This is a genomic window from Muricoccus radiodurans, from assembly GCF_050154705.1.
GTDB classification, from domain to species: Bacteria; Pseudomonadota; Alphaproteobacteria; order Acetobacterales; family Acetobacteraceae; genus Roseomonas; species Roseomonas radiodurans.
The window spans coordinates 6098645-6116526 of record NZ_CP189561.1 but is presented as its reverse complement, the minus strand read 5'-3'; the positions used below and the strand labels follow the sequence as shown (position 1 = coordinate 6116526).

General features: G+C 70.2%; 17 protein-coding genes. 14 read left to right on the top strand and 3 right to left on the bottom strand.

Features of this window, described 5'->3' with window-relative positions; translation table 11 throughout:
* Nucleotides 1–2: 2 nt before the first annotated feature.
* The 14 genes from ACP6CK_RS28475 (at nt 3) to ACP6CK_RS28410 (ending at nt 14025) form a co-directional block, all read left to right on the top strand.
* Nucleotides 3–974: a tripartite tricarboxylate transporter substrate-binding protein gene (locus ACP6CK_RS28475; RefSeq protein WP_426956713.1), complete on the top strand. Its 972-nt coding sequence runs from the start codon at nt 3–5 to the stop codon at nt 972–974.
* Nucleotides 971–1633 (top strand): polysaccharide deacetylase family protein, encoded by a 663-nt coding sequence (locus tag ACP6CK_RS28470; protein WP_426956712.1) that lies wholly within the window; start codon nt 971–973, stop codon nt 1631–1633. Before ACP6CK_RS28475 ends, ACP6CK_RS28470 begins: the two co-directional genes overlap by 4 nt.
* A complete protein-coding gene (locus ACP6CK_RS28465; RefSeq protein WP_426956711.1) occupies nt 1630–2601 on the top strand; it encodes a Bug family tripartite tricarboxylate transporter substrate binding protein in 972 nt (323 codons plus the stop codon). The genes ACP6CK_RS28470 and ACP6CK_RS28465 overlap by 4 nt, the downstream gene beginning before the upstream one ends.
* Nucleotides 2602–2617: 16 nt before the next feature.
* Complete coding sequence (locus tag ACP6CK_RS28460) at nt 2618–3523, top strand: dioxygenase (protein WP_426956710.1); 906 nt, start codon at nt 2618–2620, stop codon at nt 3521–3523.
* Nucleotides 3524–3618: 95 nt separating this feature from the next.
* The gene (locus ACP6CK_RS28455) at nt 3619–4878 is read left to right on the top strand and encodes an amino acid ABC transporter substrate-binding protein (protein ID WP_426956709.1); all 1260 of its coding nucleotides are present in this window, start codon (nt 3619–3621) and stop codon (nt 4876–4878) included.
* On the top strand, nt 4878–5759 hold the full coding sequence (locus ACP6CK_RS28450; RefSeq protein ID WP_426956708.1) for a branched-chain amino acid ABC transporter permease: 882 nt from the start codon (nt 4878–4880) through the stop codon (nt 5757–5759). The genes ACP6CK_RS28455 and ACP6CK_RS28450 overlap by 1 nt, the downstream gene beginning before the upstream one ends.
* Nucleotides 5756–6739, top strand: coding sequence for a branched-chain amino acid ABC transporter permease (locus tag ACP6CK_RS28445; RefSeq protein ID WP_426956707.1), 984 nt, complete (start codon nt 5756–5758; stop codon nt 6737–6739). The genes ACP6CK_RS28450 and ACP6CK_RS28445 overlap by 4 nt, the downstream gene beginning before the upstream one ends.
* Nucleotides 6736–7449: an ABC transporter ATP-binding protein gene (locus tag ACP6CK_RS28440; RefSeq protein ID WP_426956706.1), complete on the top strand. Its 714-nt coding sequence runs from the start codon at nt 6736–6738 to the stop codon at nt 7447–7449. The genes ACP6CK_RS28445 and ACP6CK_RS28440 overlap by 4 nt, the downstream gene beginning before the upstream one ends.
* Nucleotides 7439–8170 (top strand): ABC transporter ATP-binding protein, encoded by a 732-nt coding sequence (locus ACP6CK_RS28435; RefSeq protein WP_426956705.1) that lies wholly within the window; start codon nt 7439–7441, stop codon nt 8168–8170. Before ACP6CK_RS28440 ends, ACP6CK_RS28435 begins: the two co-directional genes overlap by 11 nt.
* A gap of 2 nt (nt 8171–8172) precedes the next feature.
* A complete protein-coding gene (locus ACP6CK_RS28430; protein ID WP_426956704.1) occupies nt 8173–9060 on the top strand; it encodes an NAD(P)-dependent oxidoreductase in 888 nt (295 codons plus the stop codon).
* Nucleotides 9061–9067: 7 nt separating this feature from the next.
* On the top strand, nt 9068–9439 hold the full coding sequence (locus ACP6CK_RS28425) for a nuclear transport factor 2 family protein (RefSeq protein ID WP_426956703.1): 372 nt from the start codon (nt 9068–9070) through the stop codon (nt 9437–9439).
* A 13-nt stretch (nt 9440–9452) separates the two neighbouring features.
* Nucleotides 9453–10487, top strand: coding sequence for a 5-methyltetrahydropteroyltriglutamate--homocysteine methyltransferase (locus ACP6CK_RS28420; protein ID WP_426956702.1), 1035 nt, complete (start codon nt 9453–9455; stop codon nt 10485–10487).
* Between the two features lie 106 nt (nt 10488–10593).
* Nucleotides 10594–12945 (top strand): xanthine dehydrogenase family protein molybdopterin-binding subunit, encoded by a 2352-nt coding sequence (locus ACP6CK_RS28415; protein WP_426956701.1) that lies wholly within the window; start codon nt 10594–10596, stop codon nt 12943–12945.
* Between the two features lie 99 nt (nt 12946–13044).
* Nucleotides 13045–14025 carry a S1C family serine protease gene (locus ACP6CK_RS28410; protein WP_426956700.1) on the top strand — a complete coding sequence of 327 codons (981 nt, stop codon included), beginning with the start codon at nt 13045–13047 and terminating at the stop codon, nt 14023–14025.
* A 21-nt stretch (nt 14026–14046) separates the two neighbouring features.
* Here the strand turns inward: ACP6CK_RS28410 and ACP6CK_RS28405 are convergent, their stop codons facing one another.
* From ACP6CK_RS28405 to ACP6CK_RS28395, 3 genes are read right to left on the bottom strand one after another with little or no spacing between them, the layout of a single operon-like run.
* A complete protein-coding gene (locus ACP6CK_RS28405) occupies nt 14047–15768 on the bottom strand; it encodes an ABC transporter ATP-binding protein (protein ID WP_426956699.1) in 1722 nt (573 codons plus the stop codon).
* Nucleotides 15758–16876, bottom strand: coding sequence for an ABC transporter permease (locus ACP6CK_RS28400; protein WP_426956698.1), 1119 nt, complete (start codon nt 16874–16876; stop codon nt 15758–15760). Before ACP6CK_RS28400 ends, ACP6CK_RS28405 begins: the two co-directional genes overlap by 11 nt.
* Before the next feature lie 4 nt (nt 16877–16880).
* Entirely contained in the window at nt 16881–17867 is a 987-nt protein-coding gene (locus ACP6CK_RS28395) for an ABC transporter permease (protein ID WP_426956697.1), read from the bottom strand.
* Nucleotides 17868–17882 lie beyond the last annotated feature (15 nt).

The window sequence follows — 17882 nt, the reverse complement described above, 5'->3', positions numbered from 1 at the left end:
CCATGACGGGGCGGCGGGCCCTGCTGGCCGGTGCGGCGGCGGGGCTCGCCGCCCCGGCGATCGCGCAGGTGGCGGGCTGGCCGCGCGGCCCGGTCCGAATCATCGCCCCCTACCCGCCCGGCGGGACGGTGGATGCTGTCTCGCGCCTCGTGCAGCCGGGGCTCCAGGCGGAACTCGGCGTACCGGTGGTGGTTGAAAGCCGCGCCGGGGCTGGCGGAACGATGGGCACGGCCTATGCCGCGCGTTCGGCGCCGGATGGCCAGACTTTCGTCTTCGTCTTCGACAGCCACGTCACCAACCCCGCGCTGATCCCGAACCCGGGCTATGAGTCCGCACGGGACCTCGCGCCGATCACCATGATCGGCACCACGCCGCTGCTGATCGTCACCCCGGCGGCGCGGTCCTGGCAGAGCTTCCCGGAGGTGATCGAGGCCGCGCGTCGCGGGGCCCCGGAAGCCATCTCCTGCGCCACCAACGGCAACGGGACGATGGCGCATCTTGTCCTAGCGCAGATGCAGGGCGTGCTGGGGGTGCAGTTCCTGCACGTGCCCTATCCTGGCGGCGGACCACTGGCGACGGCGGCGGCGGGGAACCAGACGGACATCGCCATGGGTGCGGCAGCCCTGTCCGGTCATGTCGCCTCCGGCCTCGTGCGCGCGCTGGCGCAGACGGGGGCGCGGCGCTCTTCCATGTACCCGGATCTGCCCACGGTAGGGGAGTGCGGCGTGGCGGGGATCGACGCGGTCTCCTTCCTCGGCGTGCTGGCGCCGATCGCGACGCCCGAGCCGATCCAGCGCCGCTTCCGGGAAGCGCTGACCCGCGTGGTGGAGGCGCCGACGACGCAGTCCCGGCTGAAGGACGGGCTCGGCTTCGACCTGACCATGTCCGAGCCCGCCGCCTTCGGCGGGTTCATCGAGTCCCAGACCGCCGTGTGGCAGCGCGTGGTGCGCGAGAACCGCATCCGCATCGAATGACCGACGTCACCCTCACCTTCGACAACGGACCGGAGCCGGAGGTGACGCCGGGCGTTCTGGACGTGCTGCGGACGCGCGGGCTGCACGCCACCTTCTTCGTGCTCGGCCGCAAGCTGGCCGAGCCCGGCCGACGCGCCCTGGCGGAGCGGGCGCGGGACGAGGGACACTGGATCGGCAACCACAGCTGGAACCACGACCGGCCGCTGGGCGAGTTGCCGGATCAGGACTCCGTCGCGGAGGACGAGATCGGCCGCACCCAGGCGATCATCGGCGACCTGTCCCACCCGGACCGCCTGTTCCGCCCCTTTGGCGGCGGCGGGGCCCTGGGACCGCATCTGCTCAGCGCCGCGGCGCTGGCGCATCTGCAGCGACAGCGCATGACCTGCATCCTGTGGAACGCCGTTCCCGGCGATTTCCGTGATCCCGAGGGCTGGGTGGACCGGGCGCTGGAGATGGGACGCCGTCCTGACCCCGTGACGTTGGTGCTGCACGACCTGCCGAACGGCGCGATGCGCCATCTCGACCGTTTTCTCGGCCTGTTGGCCGATACCGGCGCGCGCTTCGTGCAGGAATTCCCCGACAGCTGCGTCCCCGTGCGGCGCGGCACCGTCGTCGGCCCCGTCGAGGGCTACGTCACCTCCGCAGGAGAGGCCGCATGATCGCGATCACCCGCCGCGCGGCGCTCGGTGCCGCCGCGCTGACGGTACTTCCCGCCCAAGCCCAGGCACCCTGGCCGAACCGGCCGATCCGGCTGATCGTGCCCTTCGCGGCGGGCACCACGACGGACGTGCTCGGCCGCATCCTGGGCGAGGCGCTGGCCCGCGAGGCCGGGCAGCCCGTGGTGGTGGACAACCGCGCGGGGGCCGGCGGCAATGTGGGGGCGCAGGCCGTCGCGCGGGCGGCGCCGGATGGCTACACGCTCCTGCTCGGCACGAACGGCACGCACGGGATCAATGCCAGCCTCTATCCCGACCAGGGCTTCGACCCTGTGCGAGACTTCACGGCCGTCGCGCCCTTCGTGACCACGCCCACGGTGCTGGCGGTGCCGCCCTCTCTGGGGGCGGCCAATGTCACGGAGCTGGTCACACTGGCAAAATCCCGGCCGCGGCCGCTGGCGGTCGCCTCCGCGGGGAACGGGACGACGGGGCACCTCTCCCAGGCGCTGCTGAATCTGCGGAGCGGGCTCAACACGGATCACGTGCCATATCGGAACGGCGGGCAGGCGGTGACGGACCTGATCGCGGGGCGGGTGGACGTGATGTTCTACCACCCCCTGGCCTTCAAGCCGCATCTGGAGGCCGGGACACTGCGCGGGCTGGCCGTGACCTCGGCCCGCCGCGTCTCCTCCCTACCCGACACGCCGACCATCCAGGAGGCCGGCATCGCCGATTTTGTGGTGGAGGGGATGTGGCACCTCTACGGCCCCGCCGGTCTGCCGGCCGAGGTCACGGCGCGGCTGAACCGGGCGACAAACGCGCTGCTGGCCGATCCGGCCTCCCTGGCGAACCTGCGGGCGCAGGGGGTGGAGCCGCTGGGCGGCACGCCGGAGAAGCTGGCCGAACTGACGCGCGACGAGGTGGCGAAGTGGCGCCCGATCGTCGCGGCTGCCAATATCCGTCCCGACTGACAATGGGGAGGACCCTATGGCCGACCTGAACGAACACACCGTCACCGATGCCGCCGTCGCGCAGATGGCGAACACGCCCGATCCCCGCCTGCGGGAGATCATGGAGAGCCTGACGCGACACCTGCACGCCTTCGCGCGGGAGGTGAAACTGACGCCGACCGAGTGGCTGGCCGGCATCGACTTCCTGACCCGCGTCGGTCAGGCCTGCACGCCCTATCGGCAGGAGTTCATCCTTCTGTCCGACACGCTCGGCCTGTCGCGACTGGTCAACGTGATGGACGACCGGGAGAACCGTGTCGGCGAGGCGACCGAGACGAGCCTGCTCGGCCCGTTCTACCGGGAGAACAGCCCGCGCTTCGAGTACGGCCAGAGCATCGCGACCCGCGCGAAGGGGCCGGAGATGATCATGTTCGGCAAGGTCGTGGACGAGGCCGGAAACGGCGTGCCGAACGCCATCGTCGAGGTCTGGCAGACCGATGCCGAGGGCGCCTACGACCTCCAGGCGAACGACCCCGAAGTGATGGACATGCGCGGCCAGTACCGCACCGACGCGGAGGGCCGCTACGCCATCCGGACACTGATCCCGCTGGGCTACTCCATTCCGATGGACGGGCCGGTGGGAGAGCTGGTGCGGAAGCAGCAGCGCCACGGCTTCCGGCCCGCGCATATCCACATGCTGATCGGGGCGGAGGGGTACCGGGAACTGGTGACCGCGCTGTACCTGGGGAACGATCCGAACATCGATTCCGACACGGTGTTCGGCGTGTCGGAATCGCTGGTGGTGAACCTCGCCACCGGGCTGAACGAATCGCCCGACCCTTCGGTGCCGAGCGTGCGCTACGACTTCCAGATCGCGAAGCGCGCCGCGCACGACAAGTCGGGACGCGTCGGCGCCGATCCCTCGAAGATCGCGGCCGAATAGAGGCGGGGGTCCGGGGGGCCTCAGGCTCCCCGGCGGAGGTGCAGGAGGCGGAGCCTCCTGCGAGTCAACGAGAACGACGAGCAGGAGGGGATTCCATGGTGGAGATCAGCAGGCGCGCCCTGGGCGGCATGGCGCTGGCGGCGACCGTTCCCGCCACCGCGCGCAGCCAGACCGCACCCTCGGGCGATCCGATCAAGATCGGCTATTCCATGTCCCAGTCCGGCGGGCTGGCGGGGAATGGCCGTCCCGCGCTCGTCGCGCACCGCATCTGGGCGGAGGACGTGAATTCCCGCGGCGGGCTGCTCGGCCGTCCCGTGCAGTTGGTCACCTATGACGATCAGAGCGCCGGTGCGCAGGTGCCGGGCATCTACACGAAGCTGATCGACGTGGACAAAGTGGACCTCGTCGTCTCCGGCTATGCCACCGCGATCATCGCGCCGGCGATGCCGGTGGTGATCCAGCGCGGAATGACCTTCGTGTCGCTCTTCGGCACGGGGGTGAACACCGATTTCCGCTACGACCGCTACTTCAGCATCAACCCGACCGGCTCGGACGTGCGGACGACCTTCGCGAAGGGGTTCATGGACATTGCCATGTCCCTGGACCCGCGGCCCCGCACGATCGCTCTGGTGAATCTGGACAGCGACTTCCACCAGCGCACGGCCGAGAGCGCGCGCTACCTGGCGCGGGAGCGCGGGTTGCGGGTGGTCTATGACCGGGCTTATCCACCGACCACCGTGGATTTCGCGCCGATCATCCGGGCGGTGCAGGCGGCGCGACCGGACGTGGTCTTCGTCGGCTCCTATCCGCCGGACACGGCGGGGCTGCTGCGGGCGGCGAGTGAGTTGCGGGTGAACTTCGCCCTGTTCGGCGGACCGATGATCGGGCCGCACATCACGGCGCAGAAAACGCAGCTCGGCCCGATCCTGAACAACCTGGTGGTGTGGGACGTTTACGCACCGGAGCCGACGCTTCAGTTCCCGGGCACGCAGGCGCTGATCGAGCGTTACCAGCCCATCGCAGCGCGGGAGAACACGGACGCCCTGGGCCATTACGTGCCGCCGCTGGCCTATGCGCAGATGCAGGTGCTGGAGCAGGCGGTGAAGCGGGTGGGCCGGATTGACCAGGCCGCGCTGGCCGCGGACATGCACGCGAACCAGTTCGACACGGTGATCGGCCCGCTGCGCTTCGATGCCCAGGGCGAATGGACGGAGGAGCGGAACCTCTACACCCAGTACCAGGGCGTGCAGGGCAACGGCCTCGACCAGTTCCGCCGCGCCGGGACGCAGGTGATCCTGTACCCGGAGCGCTACAAGTCCGGCACGGTCCGCAAGCCCTATACCGCGGGCGCGTGATGGACCCCGACCTCGTCCTTCTGTTGAACGGGATCGTCTCCGGGCTCCTGCTGGGCGGCCTCTATGCCGCCGCGGCGGCGGGGCTGTCGGTGTCCTTCGGCATGCTGGATGTGGTCAACATCGCGCATCCCGCCTTCATGGTGCTGGGCGCGCTGGTCGTGGCGGTGCTCTCTGTGCCGACCGGGCTCGACCCGCTGCTGCTCTCGATCCTGCTCTCCCCCGTGTTCTGGGCGCTGGGGGCGGCGGTCTACGTCGCCTATCACCACTTCTTCGAGCGGCGGGGGGATGAGGCGATCCAGGGCCTCGCCTTCTTCTTCGGGGTGATGTTCATCATCGAGATCGGGCTGGTGATGACGGTCGGGCCGGAGCAGCACTTCGCCGACGCGGCCTATGCCACCACCACTTGGCGCCTGGGCGAGATCGACCTGCCGCTGCGGATGCTGGTGCCCGCGGCGGTGGCGCTGGCCGCGATCGGGGCGCTGGTGCTCTTCCTGCGCCGCACCTTCATGGGGCGCGCCATCGCCGCCGTGGCCCAGGACCGCGAGGCACTGCGGCTGCTGGCGATCAACCCGACCCGGATCAAGCGGTTGGCCTTCGGCATCTCCATCGCGCTGGCCGGGCTGGCGGGCGGGGCGCTGGCGGTGGTGCAGCCGGTGGACGCGGCGTCCGGTCACATCTTCATCGGGCGGGTCTTCGCCATCGTCATCATGGGTGGGCTCTCCTCCCTCGGCGGATGCGTGGTCGCTGCGCTGCTGTTCGGGGTGGTGGAGAACGTGACGGCCACCTTCTACGGCCCTTCCTGGTCGCCGGCGGTGGCGTTCGGCTGCCTGCTGCTGATGCTGGCCGTGAGGCCTCAGGGCCTGTTCGGACGGGCCGCGTGAGCGCCACCGCCGCGACGTCCCCCCCTTCCCTGCCCGCGCCGCGCCAGCTGGGCCATGCCGGGTTCTGGATCGCCTCCGCCGTGGTGGCGCTGGCCCTGGCGCTCGGGCTGCGCGCCCTGGGCAGCGAGTACGCCTACTTCGCCGCGACCTTCGTGCTGCAATACGTGATCCTGGCGACGGCATGGAACATCCTGGGCGGCTACGCCGGGTACGTGAACTTCGGTGCGGCCGCCTTCTTCGCGGCCGGCGCCTACGCCACCGTCGCCATGGGGAAGGCGCTGGGATGGGGACTGGTGCCCAGCATCGGGGCCGCCGCGCTGGTCGGCGGCGCGATCGGTTTCGGCACCGGCATCCTGACGCTGCGGCTGCGCGGGGCGTATTTTGCCATCGCCACCCTCTGCCTGGCCGTCGTGTTGCAGACGGTCGTGGTGAACTGGTCCTTTCTCGGCGGCTCCCGCGGCGCCTACGTCATCCGCCCGCGGGAAGTGCCCTGGCCCTTCGACACCTATTCCGGTTTCCTCTGCATCCTGATGCTGGGGCTGGCCGCCGCCTCAGTCGCCATTGCCCGCACCATCGAGAAGTCCCGTCTCGGTCTCGGCCTCGCGGCGCTGCGGGACGATGAGGCGGCCGCGGAAGCGGCCGGCGTGCCGACGCTGCGGCTGAAGCTGGTCGCCACCACGGTATCGGGCGCGATGATGGCCGTGGCCGGCGCCCCGTTGCCCTTCCTGAACGGCTATGTGGAGCCCGGCGGCGCCTTTGGCCTCGCCTATGCCGTGAACGCCATCGCCATGCCGCTGATCGGCGGCACCGCCTCCTGGGCGGGGCCGGTGATCGGGGCCACGCTGCTCGCCTCGCTTCAGCAGGCGGCGACGGTGACCATCTCCTCCGCCGCGAACCTACTGATCGTCGGCGTGGTGCTGGTCGTCTTCGTCTGTGCCGCGCCGCACGGGATCATCGGCCTGTTCCGGTGGCGGCGTTGAGCGACGTCATCCTGCGCGCGCAGGGCGTGGGAAAGCGCTTCGGCGGCTTCACCGCGCTTCAAGGCGTGGACTTCGAGGTCTGCGCAGGCGAACGCCTCGGCCTGATCGGCCCGAATGGATCGGGCAAGAGCACCTTCACCAACTGTCTCGCGGGCGCCTTCCCCAGCCATGACGGCGCCTTCACCTTCAAGGGCGAGGCGCTGGCCGGGCTGAAGGGGCACGAACGCGCCCGCCGCGGCCTGGCCCGCACCTTCCAGCTTCCCCGCCCCTTCCGCGGCCTGAGCGTGATCGAGAACGTCCGCGTCCCCCTCGCCTACGGGGCCCGGCACGACGCGACCGACGCGCGCGCGATGGAGTGCCTGGAATCCGTCGAGCTCGCCGCCAAGGCCCACCGGATGCCGAAGGAGCTGACCCAGGTGGAGCTGCGCCGCCTGGAGCTCGCCCGCGCCACCGCGCTGCGCCCCGACCTGCTCATCGCGGACGAGGCCATGGCGGGCCTGTCCCACGCCGAGGTGGACCAAATCCTCGCGCTTCTGTTCCGCCTGAACGCCGCCGGCACGACGATCATCATGATCGAGCACGTGATGCGCGCCGTCACCGAGTTCTCCCAGCGCCTGGCCGTCTTCGTCGCGGGGCGGAAGGTCGCGGACGGGGAGCCGCACGCCGTGCTCTCCATGCCGGAGGTCGAGGAGGCCTATCTTGGAAAGTAGCCTCCGCATCACGGGCCTGGACGCCGCCTACGGCGCGGTGCGCGCGCTGGACGACGTGTCGCTGGAGGTGCGCGCGGGCGAGACGGTCGCCCTACTGGGCACCAACGGCAACGGCAAGACGACGCTGATGCGCTGCATCCTCGGCCTGCTGCGGCCGACGCGCGGCACGATCACCGCCGTGCTGGACGGGCAGGAGCACGGCCTCGTCGGCCGCTCGCCGGAGGAGATCGTGGAGCTCGGCATCGCGCTCGTGCCGGAGGGCCGCCGCCTCTTTCCCCGCCTGACGGTGGAGGAGAACCTGCTCCTCGGCGCCTATCGCCGCGCGGCGCGAGCCGCGATCCGGCGGAACCTCGACTTCTGCTACGAGACCTTTCCCCGGCTGAAGGAGCGCCGCTCCCAGGCCGTCGGCAGCATGAGCGGCGGCGAGCAGCAGATGGTCGCGCTGGGACGCGCGGTGATGTGCGCACCGAAGATCCTGCTCGTCGATGAGCCCTCGGTCGGCCTCGCGCCCATCCTCGTCTCCCGCACGATGGAGGCGGTGGCGGAGCTGAAGGAGAAGCTCGGCCTGACCGTCCTCATGGCGGAGCAGAACTTCCACCAGGCCGTGCGGATCGCGGACCGCGGCTACGTGCTGGTGCACGGGAAGGTGGAGTTCCAGGGAGACTCCCCCGCCGCGCTGGGCGACAGCGACCTCGTCCGCAAGTTCTATCTGGGGCTGTGAGCATGGGCGCGTTGGACGGGTGGCGGATCGGATGGGCGGGGGCGGGCCGGATGGGCACGCCGCTCTGCCGCCGGCTGCTGGGCGCGGGCGCGGCGCTGGCCGTGGCCGATCCGGATGCGGCTCGCGTGAATGCGTTGGTGGCGGAAGGCGCAAGGGGCGCCGAACTCGCTTCCCTGCCACGGCACTCGGACGTCATTTGCTCCATGGTGCCGGATAACACGGCCTTGCTGGCTGTCGCCGAAATCATCGCCGGCGCGATCGGCCCGGGGCAGGTCTTTCTCGACCTCTCTACCGTCTCCCCGGACGCCTCCGCCAAGGTCGCCGAGAAGATGGCCGCCCGTGGCGCCGACTATCTCCGCTGCCCCGTCTCCGGCAGCACCAGCACGGCCGCGTCCGGGACGCTGACGATCTTCGCCTCCGGTCCCGATGCCGCGCTGGACCGCTGCGCCCCGCTTCTCGGCGTGCTGGGGAAGGAGACACTGCGTGTCGGCACCGCGGAAGAAGCCCGCGCGGTGAAGCTGCTGGTGAACATGGTCGTCGCCCTCACCCCCGCCGTGATCGGAGAGGCCCTCGCCTTCGGCGGCCGCCTCGGCCTGGACTGGCCGACGATGCTGGACGCCCTCTCCCGCTCCGTCGTCGCCTCGCCCCTGCTGGCCTATAAGGTGGACATGCTGAAGGCGCGGGACTGGACGCCGGCAGCCGACGTGGACCTCGTCGCGAAGGACACGGACTTGGCGCTCGCAGTCGGTCAGCGGGAGGGGGTGCCGATGCCTCTCTCCGCCCTCGCCCGGCAATTCGCAGCGGCCTACCAGGCCAGCGGCGAGGGTGGGCTGGACTTCTTCCGCGTCGCCACCTGGCCCGAGCGGCTGCTCGCGCCCAACCCCCGCTGAGGTCACTGTGAACGACCAGATCAAGGACCTCGAAGCCCGCCGATACGCCGCCATGAAGGCCGGCGACATCGCCGCGCTCTCGGCCCTGATGTCGGACCGCCTGGTCTATTCCCACTCCGACGGCTCGCAGGACGACAAGATCTCCTACCTCGCCACCATCGCCCACGGCACGCTGCGTTATCACCGCGTCTGGTGGGAGACGAAGGAGGTGCTGGAGGCCGGGCCGGACGCCGCCGTCGCGCTCGGCACCATGGGCGCCGACATCACCCGCAACGGGGCGGACAAGACCATCGGCAGCCTCACCTGCGCGGTCTGGGTGCGGGAGGGCGGCGCCTGGCGCCTCCTCGCCTATCAGCCGACCGCGCTGCCGAAGACCTGACAGGAACAACGCCGTGACGAACGCCCTTCTCCCGACCACCGTTGTCGGCAGCTATCCCCAGCCCGACTGGTTGGTGGACCGTGAGGTGCTGAAGAAGAACCTCGTCCCCCGCGTCCGCATGAAGCAGATGTGGCGCGTGGCGGAGGATGCGCTGGAACAGGCGCAGGACGACGCGACCGTGATCGCCATCCGCGACATGGAGCGCGCCGGCATCGACATCGTGACGGACGGGGAGATCCGGCGGGAGAGCTACTCCAACCGCTTCGCCCTCGCGCTGGAGGGGGTGGACGTGGACAACCCCGCCCGCGTCATGGGTCGCGCCGGCAAGGAGACGCTCGTCCCCCGCGTGGTGGGCAAAATCCGCCGCACCCGCCCCGTGGAGGTGCGGGACGTGGAGTTCCTGCGCGCCAACACGGACCGGCTGACCAAAATCACCCTGCCCGGTCCCTTTACCCTCTCGCAGCAGGCGGTGGACGAGCACTACGGGGACGAGGAGGCGATGGCGATGGACTACGCCGCCGCCGTTAACGCGGAGGCGCGCGACCTGAAGGCCGCCGGCGTGGACGTGATCCAGTTCGACGAGCCCTGGATGCAGGCGCGCCCCGAAGTCGCCGCCCGATTCGGCGTCCGCGCGCTCAACCGCGCGCTGGAGGGGATCGAGGGCACCACCGTCGTCCATCTCTGCTTCGGCTATGCCGCGGTCGTGAAGGACAAGCCGAGCGGCTACTCCTTCCTGCCTCAGCTGGCCGACACCACCGCGGCGCAGATCTCGATCGAGGCGGCCCAGCCCAAGCTGGATCTCGGCGTGCTCTCCGACCTGTCGAACAAGACGATCATGCTCGGCGTGATCGACCTCGGCACGCCGGAGGTGGAGACGGCGGAGGTCGTGGCGGACCGCATCCGCGCCGGTCTGAAGCACCTGCCGGCGGAACGGCTGGTTCCGGCTCCCGACTGCGGCATGAAGTACCTGCCGCGCGAGCGGGCCTTCGGAAAGCTTCGCGCCCTGGCCGGGGGCGCCGCTATCGTCCGCCGCGAACTGGCGGGCTGACCGAAGGGCCACCCCCCCTGGGGGTGTCCGCCCGCCGCGGAGGGGCCATAATGGGGCAGCGGGCCTGACAGGCCCCCCTTGCCCCGCCCTCCGGCCGGAGACCCCCATGCCCGACACGAACCTGGCCGCCTTCGCCAACCTGAAGTTCGGCATCGGCCAGCCCGTCCCACGGCAGGAGGACCCGATCCTCCTCCAGGGCCGCGGCCGCTACACCGATGACGTGAACCTACCCGGCCAGCTCTGGGCCGTGGTCGTCCGCAGCCCGTACGCCCATGGCACCATCACCAACCTGGATGCGGCCCCAGCGAAAGAGGTGCCCGGCGTCGTGGCGGTGATCACGGCGGCCGACATCGCCCATACCGGCCCGCTCCGCTGCACCGTGCCGCTGAAGAACGCGGACGGCACGCCGCTGCGGAATATCGACCGGCCCTCCCTCGCCTCGGATCGGGTGCGCTTCGTCGGGGACCCCGTCGCCCTGGTCGTGGCGGAGACGAAGGCCGCGGCCAAGGACGGTGCCGAGGCCGTGATCCTGGAGGTGGACCCACTCCCAGCCGTGACCGAGGCCAGCGCCGCCATCGCCCCGGACGCGCCCCAGCTCTACGACCACCTTCCCGGCAACGTCGTGCTCGATTTCCGCTACGGCGACGCGGCGAAGGTGGAGGCGGCCTTCGCCGCCGCGGCCCATGTCACACGCCTGTCCATCCGCAACAACCGGATCGTCGTCTGCTCGATGGAGCCTCGCTCCGCTATCGCCTCCTACGAGCCGGAGACGGACCGCTACACGCTGAACCTCGGCACCCAGGGCGTCTTCGGCTTCCGCGCCCAGATGGCCGGCATCATGAAGGTGCCGGTCGAGAAGATGCACATCGTGACCGGAAACGTGGGCGGTTCCTTCGGGATGAAGGCCAGCGCCTACCCGGAATACGCGCCGCTGCTGCACGCCGCGAAGACTCTCGGTCGCCCGGTGAAGTGGGTGGACGAGCGCAGCGGCGCCTTCCTCTCGGACGCGCACGGCCGCGACCACGAGGTGGAGGCCTCGCTCGCCCTGGATGCGGAGGGCCATTTCCTCGCGGTGCGGCTGCACGCCCACGCCAACATGGGCGCCTATCTCTCGACGGTCGGGCCGATGATGGGCACGGCCAACTTCGTGAAGAACGTGCAGAGCAACTACACCACCCCGCTGATCGAGGTGGTGACGCGCGCCGCCGTCACGAACACCACGCCCATCTCCGCCTATCGCGGCGCGGGCCGCCCGGAGGGCAATTACTTCATGGAGCGGCTGATCGAGGCCGCCGCCGCCGAGACCGGCCGCGATCCGATCGCGCTCCGCCAGCTGAACCACATCCGCCCGGACCAGTTCCCCCACAAGACCGCCGCCGACACCACCTATGACAGCGGCGATTTCTCCGCCCTGCTGGAGAAGACCCTGCAGGAGGCGGACTGGGAGGGCTTCCCCGCCCGCAAGGCCGAGAGCGCGTCGCGCGGCCTGTTGCGCGGGCGCGGCATCGGCAACTTCCTCGAATGCACCGCCCCGCCGAGCAAGGAGCAGGGCGAGATCCTCTTCGGGGAGGACGGGACCGTCACCATCGTCACCGGCACGCTCGACTACGGCCAGGGCCACTGGACACCCTTCGCCCAGGTGCTCCACCAGCGCCTCGGCGTGCCGTTCGAGGCGATCCGGCTGGTCCAGGGCGATTCCGACCGCCTGATCGCCGGCGGCGGCACCGGCGGGTCGAAGTCCCTCATGGCCTCCGGCGCCGCCATCGTAGAGGCGTCGGACCAGGTGATCGAGAAGGGCCGCCAGGCCGCCGGCCACTTCCTGGAGGCCGCGTCCGAGGACGTGGAGTTCACCCGCAACCCCGACGGCACCGGCCGTTTCGCCATCGCCGGCACGGATCGTGGCATCGACATCATGGAGTTGGCCGCCCGGCTGCGGGACGCGAAGGATCTGCCGGCCGACGTGCCGCGCAGCCTGGACGTCCGCCACGTCTTTGACCAGGCACCCATGGCCTATCCCAACGGGTGCCATGTCTGCGAGGTGGAGGTGGACCCCGACACGGGCCACGCCCAGATCGTCCGCTACTTCGCGATGAACGACTTCGGCGTGATCGTGAACCCCTTGATGGTCGCCGGCCAGGCCCATGGCGGCATCGCCCAGGGGGTCGGGCAGGCGCTGATGGAAAGCGTGGCCTATTCCGAGGATGGGCAGCTCCTCACCGGCAGCTTCATGGATTACGGCCTGCCCCGCGCACAGGACCTGCCAGACATCGGCTTCGGCAGCCGTCCCACCCCCGCCCTGACCAACCCGCTCGGCGCGAAGGGCTGTGGGGAGGCCGGGTGCGCCGGCTCCCTTCCCGCCGTCATGAACGCCCTGGTGGACGCCTTGCGCGACCGGGGGGTGACCCATCTCGACATGCCCGCCACGCCGGAGCGAATCTGGCGGGCCCTGCAGGGCTGACCGGAGTCGCCTTCGGCCGGGGCGCCGGCCCCGGCCGCGTGGCGCGTGAAACTTCGGCCCCAGGCCCCATGTAAAACCGTCGAACACAGGGGATGGACCATGGCCGGATCGGATGACGACGGGACGGTGCCGCTGACCCTGCGGCCGCAGCCCGGGGACTATGACTACGACCTCGACCGGGCGCTTCTCTCGGTGGTGACCCTCCGCGCCCGCGTGCCGGAGGATGCCTTCACCGCCCACACGCTCGGGACGGAGCGCGGCGGCCACGCCGTGCTGATCCGGGACGACGGGCTCTTCCTGACCATCGGCTACCTCATCACAGAGGCCGATGAGATCTGGCTCACCACCAATGAGGGCCGGGTCGTCCCCGGCCATGTCGTGGGGTACGACCAGGTCACGGGCTTTGGGCTCGTCCAGGCCCTGGGACGGCCCGGCATCCCCGCTCTGCCCCTCGGCCGCTCGTCCGAGGCCCAGGTCGGCGACCGGATCGTCTTCGCCGGCGCCGGCGGGCGCGCCGGTGCCCTGGCGGCGCGGATCGTCGCCCGGCAGGAATTCACCGGTTACTGGGAATACCTGCTGGAAGAGGCGCTCTACACCGCCCCAGCCCATCCCCTCTGGGGCGGCGGTGCCGTGATCAACCCGAAGGGCGAGCTGGTCGGCATCGGCTCGATCCAGCTCGGCCACGATCCCGGCGACGGCAAGGTGCGGGTGCTCAACATGAGCGTGCCGATCGACCTGCTGCGGCCGATCCTGGACGACATGCTCGCCCTCGGCCGCCCTAACCGCCCGCCCCGGCCCTGGCTCGGCGTCTCGGCCGCCGCCGATGACGGCCATGTCGTGCTCGTCGGCGTCACCCGCAAAGGCCCGGCCTCCCGCGCCGGGCTTCGGCAGGGGGACGTGATCCTCGCGGTGGCGCAGGAGCCGGTGATCGACCTGTCCGGCTTCTTCCGGGCCATCTGGGGCCTTGGTGACGCCGGCGTAGACATCCCCCTGCTGGTCGAGCGGGAGGGTGACCGCTTCGACCTCGTCGTCACCTCCGGCGACCGGCAGCGCTTCCTGAAGGCCGCGCCGCTGCACTGAGCGCCGCTACCCTGGGCCGCGTCAGGCCACGTAGCGCTCCCGCAGGTGCAGGCGCCGCGCCTGCGGGTCCGGCCGCGGCACGGCGGAGAGCAGGGCGCGTGTATAGGCATGGGTCGGCGCGTCGCAGACCTGCGCCGTCGGCCCTTCCTCCACCACGCGTCCCCGATGCATTACCGCGACCCGGTCGCACATGTAGCGGATGACCGAGATGTCGTGGCTGATGAAGAGGAAGGCCAGCGACAGCTCGTCCTGTAGCCGGAGCAGCAGGTCCAGCATCTGGGCGCGCAGCGAGACGTCCAGCGCGCTCGTCGGCTCGTCCGCGATGATGATGCGCGGTTCCAGCGCGAGCGCCCGGGCGATGCCGATGCGCTGCCGCTGGCCGCCGGAGAAGGCGTGCGGGAAGCGCTCCCCCCACGAGGGTTCGAGGCCGACCTTCTCCAGCAGCCCGGTCACCCGGTCCCTCAGCGCGGCGCCCGTCGCGATGCCGTTCACCAGCAGCGGCTCGCCCACGATCTGGTTCACCGTCATGCGCGGATTCAGGCTCGCGAAGGGGTCTTGGAAGATCATGCGGATCTCCCGCCGGGCGGAGCGCAGGGCCGTGCGGTCCGCCTTCGCCATGTCGAGCACGGCACCGTCCGGCCGGCGGTAGAGCACCGCGCCCCCCGTCGGGTCCACCATGCGCAGGATGGATCGGCCAAGCGTCGTCTTGCCCGACCCGCTCTCCCCCACCACGCCGAGCGTCTGACCGGCGTAGAGGGAGAGCGACACGCCATCCACCGCCTTCACGACCGGTGGCGGCGCTCGGAACAGCTTCTTCCGGCCGCCGAAATGCACGGCGACGTCACGCACCTCCAACACCGGCTCGCGGCCGGCGGGCTGCGGTGGGCGCTCGGCGCGGATGGCGCTCGGCTGCTCCAGCTTGAGCACGTTGCCGATCAGGTGCTGGGTATAGGGCTCGGCCGGCGCGGAGAAGAGGCGGTCCACCGAACCGCGCTCCACCACTTGGCCCCGGTGCATCACCACCACCTCGTCCGCGACTTCCGCGACCACGCCCATGTCGTGGGTGATGAACATCACGGCCATGCCGCGCTCGGATTGCAGGCGCTTGATGAGATCGAGGATCTCCGCCTGGGTCGTCACGTCGAGCGCGGTCGTCGGCTCGTCCGCGATCAGCACGGCGGGGTCGCAGGCCAGGGCCATCGCGATCATGGCGCGCTGGCGCATGCCGCCGGAGAACTCGAAGGCGTAGCGGTCGATCGCTGTCTCGGGACGCGCGATCTCCACCGCCCGCAGCAGGCCGACCGCGCGATCCCGCGCCGCCGCCTTGTCGAGCTTCAGATGAAGCCGCAGCACCTCGGTGATCTGATCCCCGATGGTGTGCACGGGGGACAGGGAGGACATCGGCTCCTGGAAGATCATCGCGATCTCCCGTCCCCGCACGCGTCGGATGGCTCCCCCGCGCGGGTTCAGCGCGGCGAGATCCGTGGTGGACCCATCCGGCCGGGTGAAGTCGATCCGCCCGCCCGTGATCCGCCCCGGCCGGTCCACGATCTGGAGCACGGAGCGCGCGGTGACGGACTTGCCCGACCCGCTCTCCCCCACCACGCAGAGCGTCTTGCCGCGGTGGAGGTCCATGGAGACGCCGGCCACGGCGTGCAGCACGCCGTGGCGCAGCGGGAAGTCGACCTTCAGGTCCTGGATGGACAGGACCGGCAGGTCGCGGCGGAAGAGGTCAGCGTTCATAGGGATCAGACGCGTCGCGAAGACCGTCCCCCAGGAAGTTGAGCGCGAGCACCGCGATCACCACCGCCCCGCCGGGGGCGAAGAGCCAGGGCGCGGAGGCGATGGAGCGGATGTTCTGCGCCTCCCGGAGCAGCACGCCCCAGGACACGACAGGCGGTTGCAGCCCGAGGCCGAGGAAGGAGAGCGCCGTCTCTGCCAAGATCATCGCGGGGATCGCCAGCGTGACGGAGGCCACGATGTGGCTGGTGAAGGAGGGCAGCATGTGGCGGAAGATGATCCGCTTCTCAGACGCGCCATCCAGCCGCGCCGCCATCACGAAATCTTCCGTGCGCAAGGACAGGAAGCGACCCCGGACCACGCGCGCGAGCTGCGCCCAGCCGATCAGCGACAGGATCAGCGTGATCATGAAATAGGTGGCTGTTGGAGGCCAGTTCTGCGGCAGCGCCGCCGCCATCGCGAGCCAGATCGGGATGGTCGGCAGGGACAGGACGAACTCGATCAGCCGCTGGATCGCGAAGTCCACCCGCCCGCCATAGTAGCCGGAGATGCCGCCGAGCAGCACGCCGATCACCAGCGACAGCACCACGCCGGCCAGCCCGATGCTCATCGAGATCTGCGTCCCGAAGGACAGCCGCGACCACACGCAGCGCCCCAGCCGGTCCGCCCCCAGGGGGTAGAAAGTGACGGAGGGATCGGACGATCCGAACAGGTGGATGTCCGTCGGGATCAGTCCGAAGAGGTAGTACTCCGGCCCGCGCACGAAAAAGGCGATCGGGATCTTCCGGGACGGATCGGGCGTGAAGGTGGGCTCCAGCGTCACCGGGTCGCGCCGCAGCCGCATGGCGTTGAAGTGCGGGCGAAAGGCGCCGTCGTCGAAGAAGTGGATCGGGTGCGGCGGGTGATAGACCTGCCGTGCAGCCTGCTGCGACGGATCGTTCACTGCGAAGAAGCCGGGCGCCGCCGCGACGATGTAGATGAACACCGTCACGACCAGGCCGGCCATGGCGAGCTTGTGCCGCCGGAAACGCCACCAGATCAGCGTCCACTGCCCTGCCACGTCATGACGGGACACCGGGGGCGTGACCGCGCTGAGGACCGCGTCGCTCATGGCGCTACTCCAGCCGGATGCGCGGATCGACCGCGGCCAGCAACAGGTCCGAGATCAGCGTGCCCACCAGCGTCAGCGTGCAGAGCAGCAGGATGAAGGCGCCGGCGAGATACATGTCCTGGCTCATCAGCGCCTGCAGCAGCAGCGGCCCCGCCGTTGGCAGCGACATCACCACACCCACGATCGCGGCCCCCGATACGAGGTTCGGCAAAAGCCACGCGATGGTGGAGATGAAAGGGTTGATCGCCAGCCGCATGGGGTACTTCACCAGCAGCCGGAACTCCGACAGCCCCTTGGCTCGCGCCGTCGTGACATAGGGCTTGGGCAGCTCGTCCAGCATGTTGGCGCGCATGATGCGGACGAGGCTGGCCGTGCCGTTGACCGCGAGGATGAGCACCGGAACCCAGATGTGCTCCATCAGGTTCCAGACCTTCGCCCAGGACCAGGGCGCGTTCTGATACTCCGGGCTGAACAGCCCGCCCACCTCCTGCCCGAAATACACGACCGCGAGGTACATCAGCACGAGCGCGAAGAGGAAGGACGGGATCGCCAGCCCGATGAAGCCGAGCGCCGTCACGAAGTAGTCGCCGATGGAATACTGCTTCACGGCGGAATAGACGCCGATCGGCAGGGCAATGGCCCAGGTCAGCAGGAGCGTCGCGAAGGTCAGCGCCAGGGTTAGCGCCATCCGCTCCCAGATCAGGCCGGATACCGGCTGCTGCCACTCGAAGGACAGGCCGAAATCGCCGCGGGACAGGATGCCCCACATCCACTTGCCATACTGCACGATGAAGGGCTGATCGAGGCCGAAGCGGTTCCGGAGGTCCGCGGCCTGCTGCTGGTCCACCACCTCGTTCGAGGCCGCGAGCGTCGCGATGTAGGTGGTGACGTAGTCTCCGGGCGGCAGTTGGATCAGCACGAAGGCCATGAACGACACCGCGAACAGCGACGGCACCATCCAGATCAGGCGCTTGCCGATATAGGCCAGCATGGCGGCTCCTCGCCG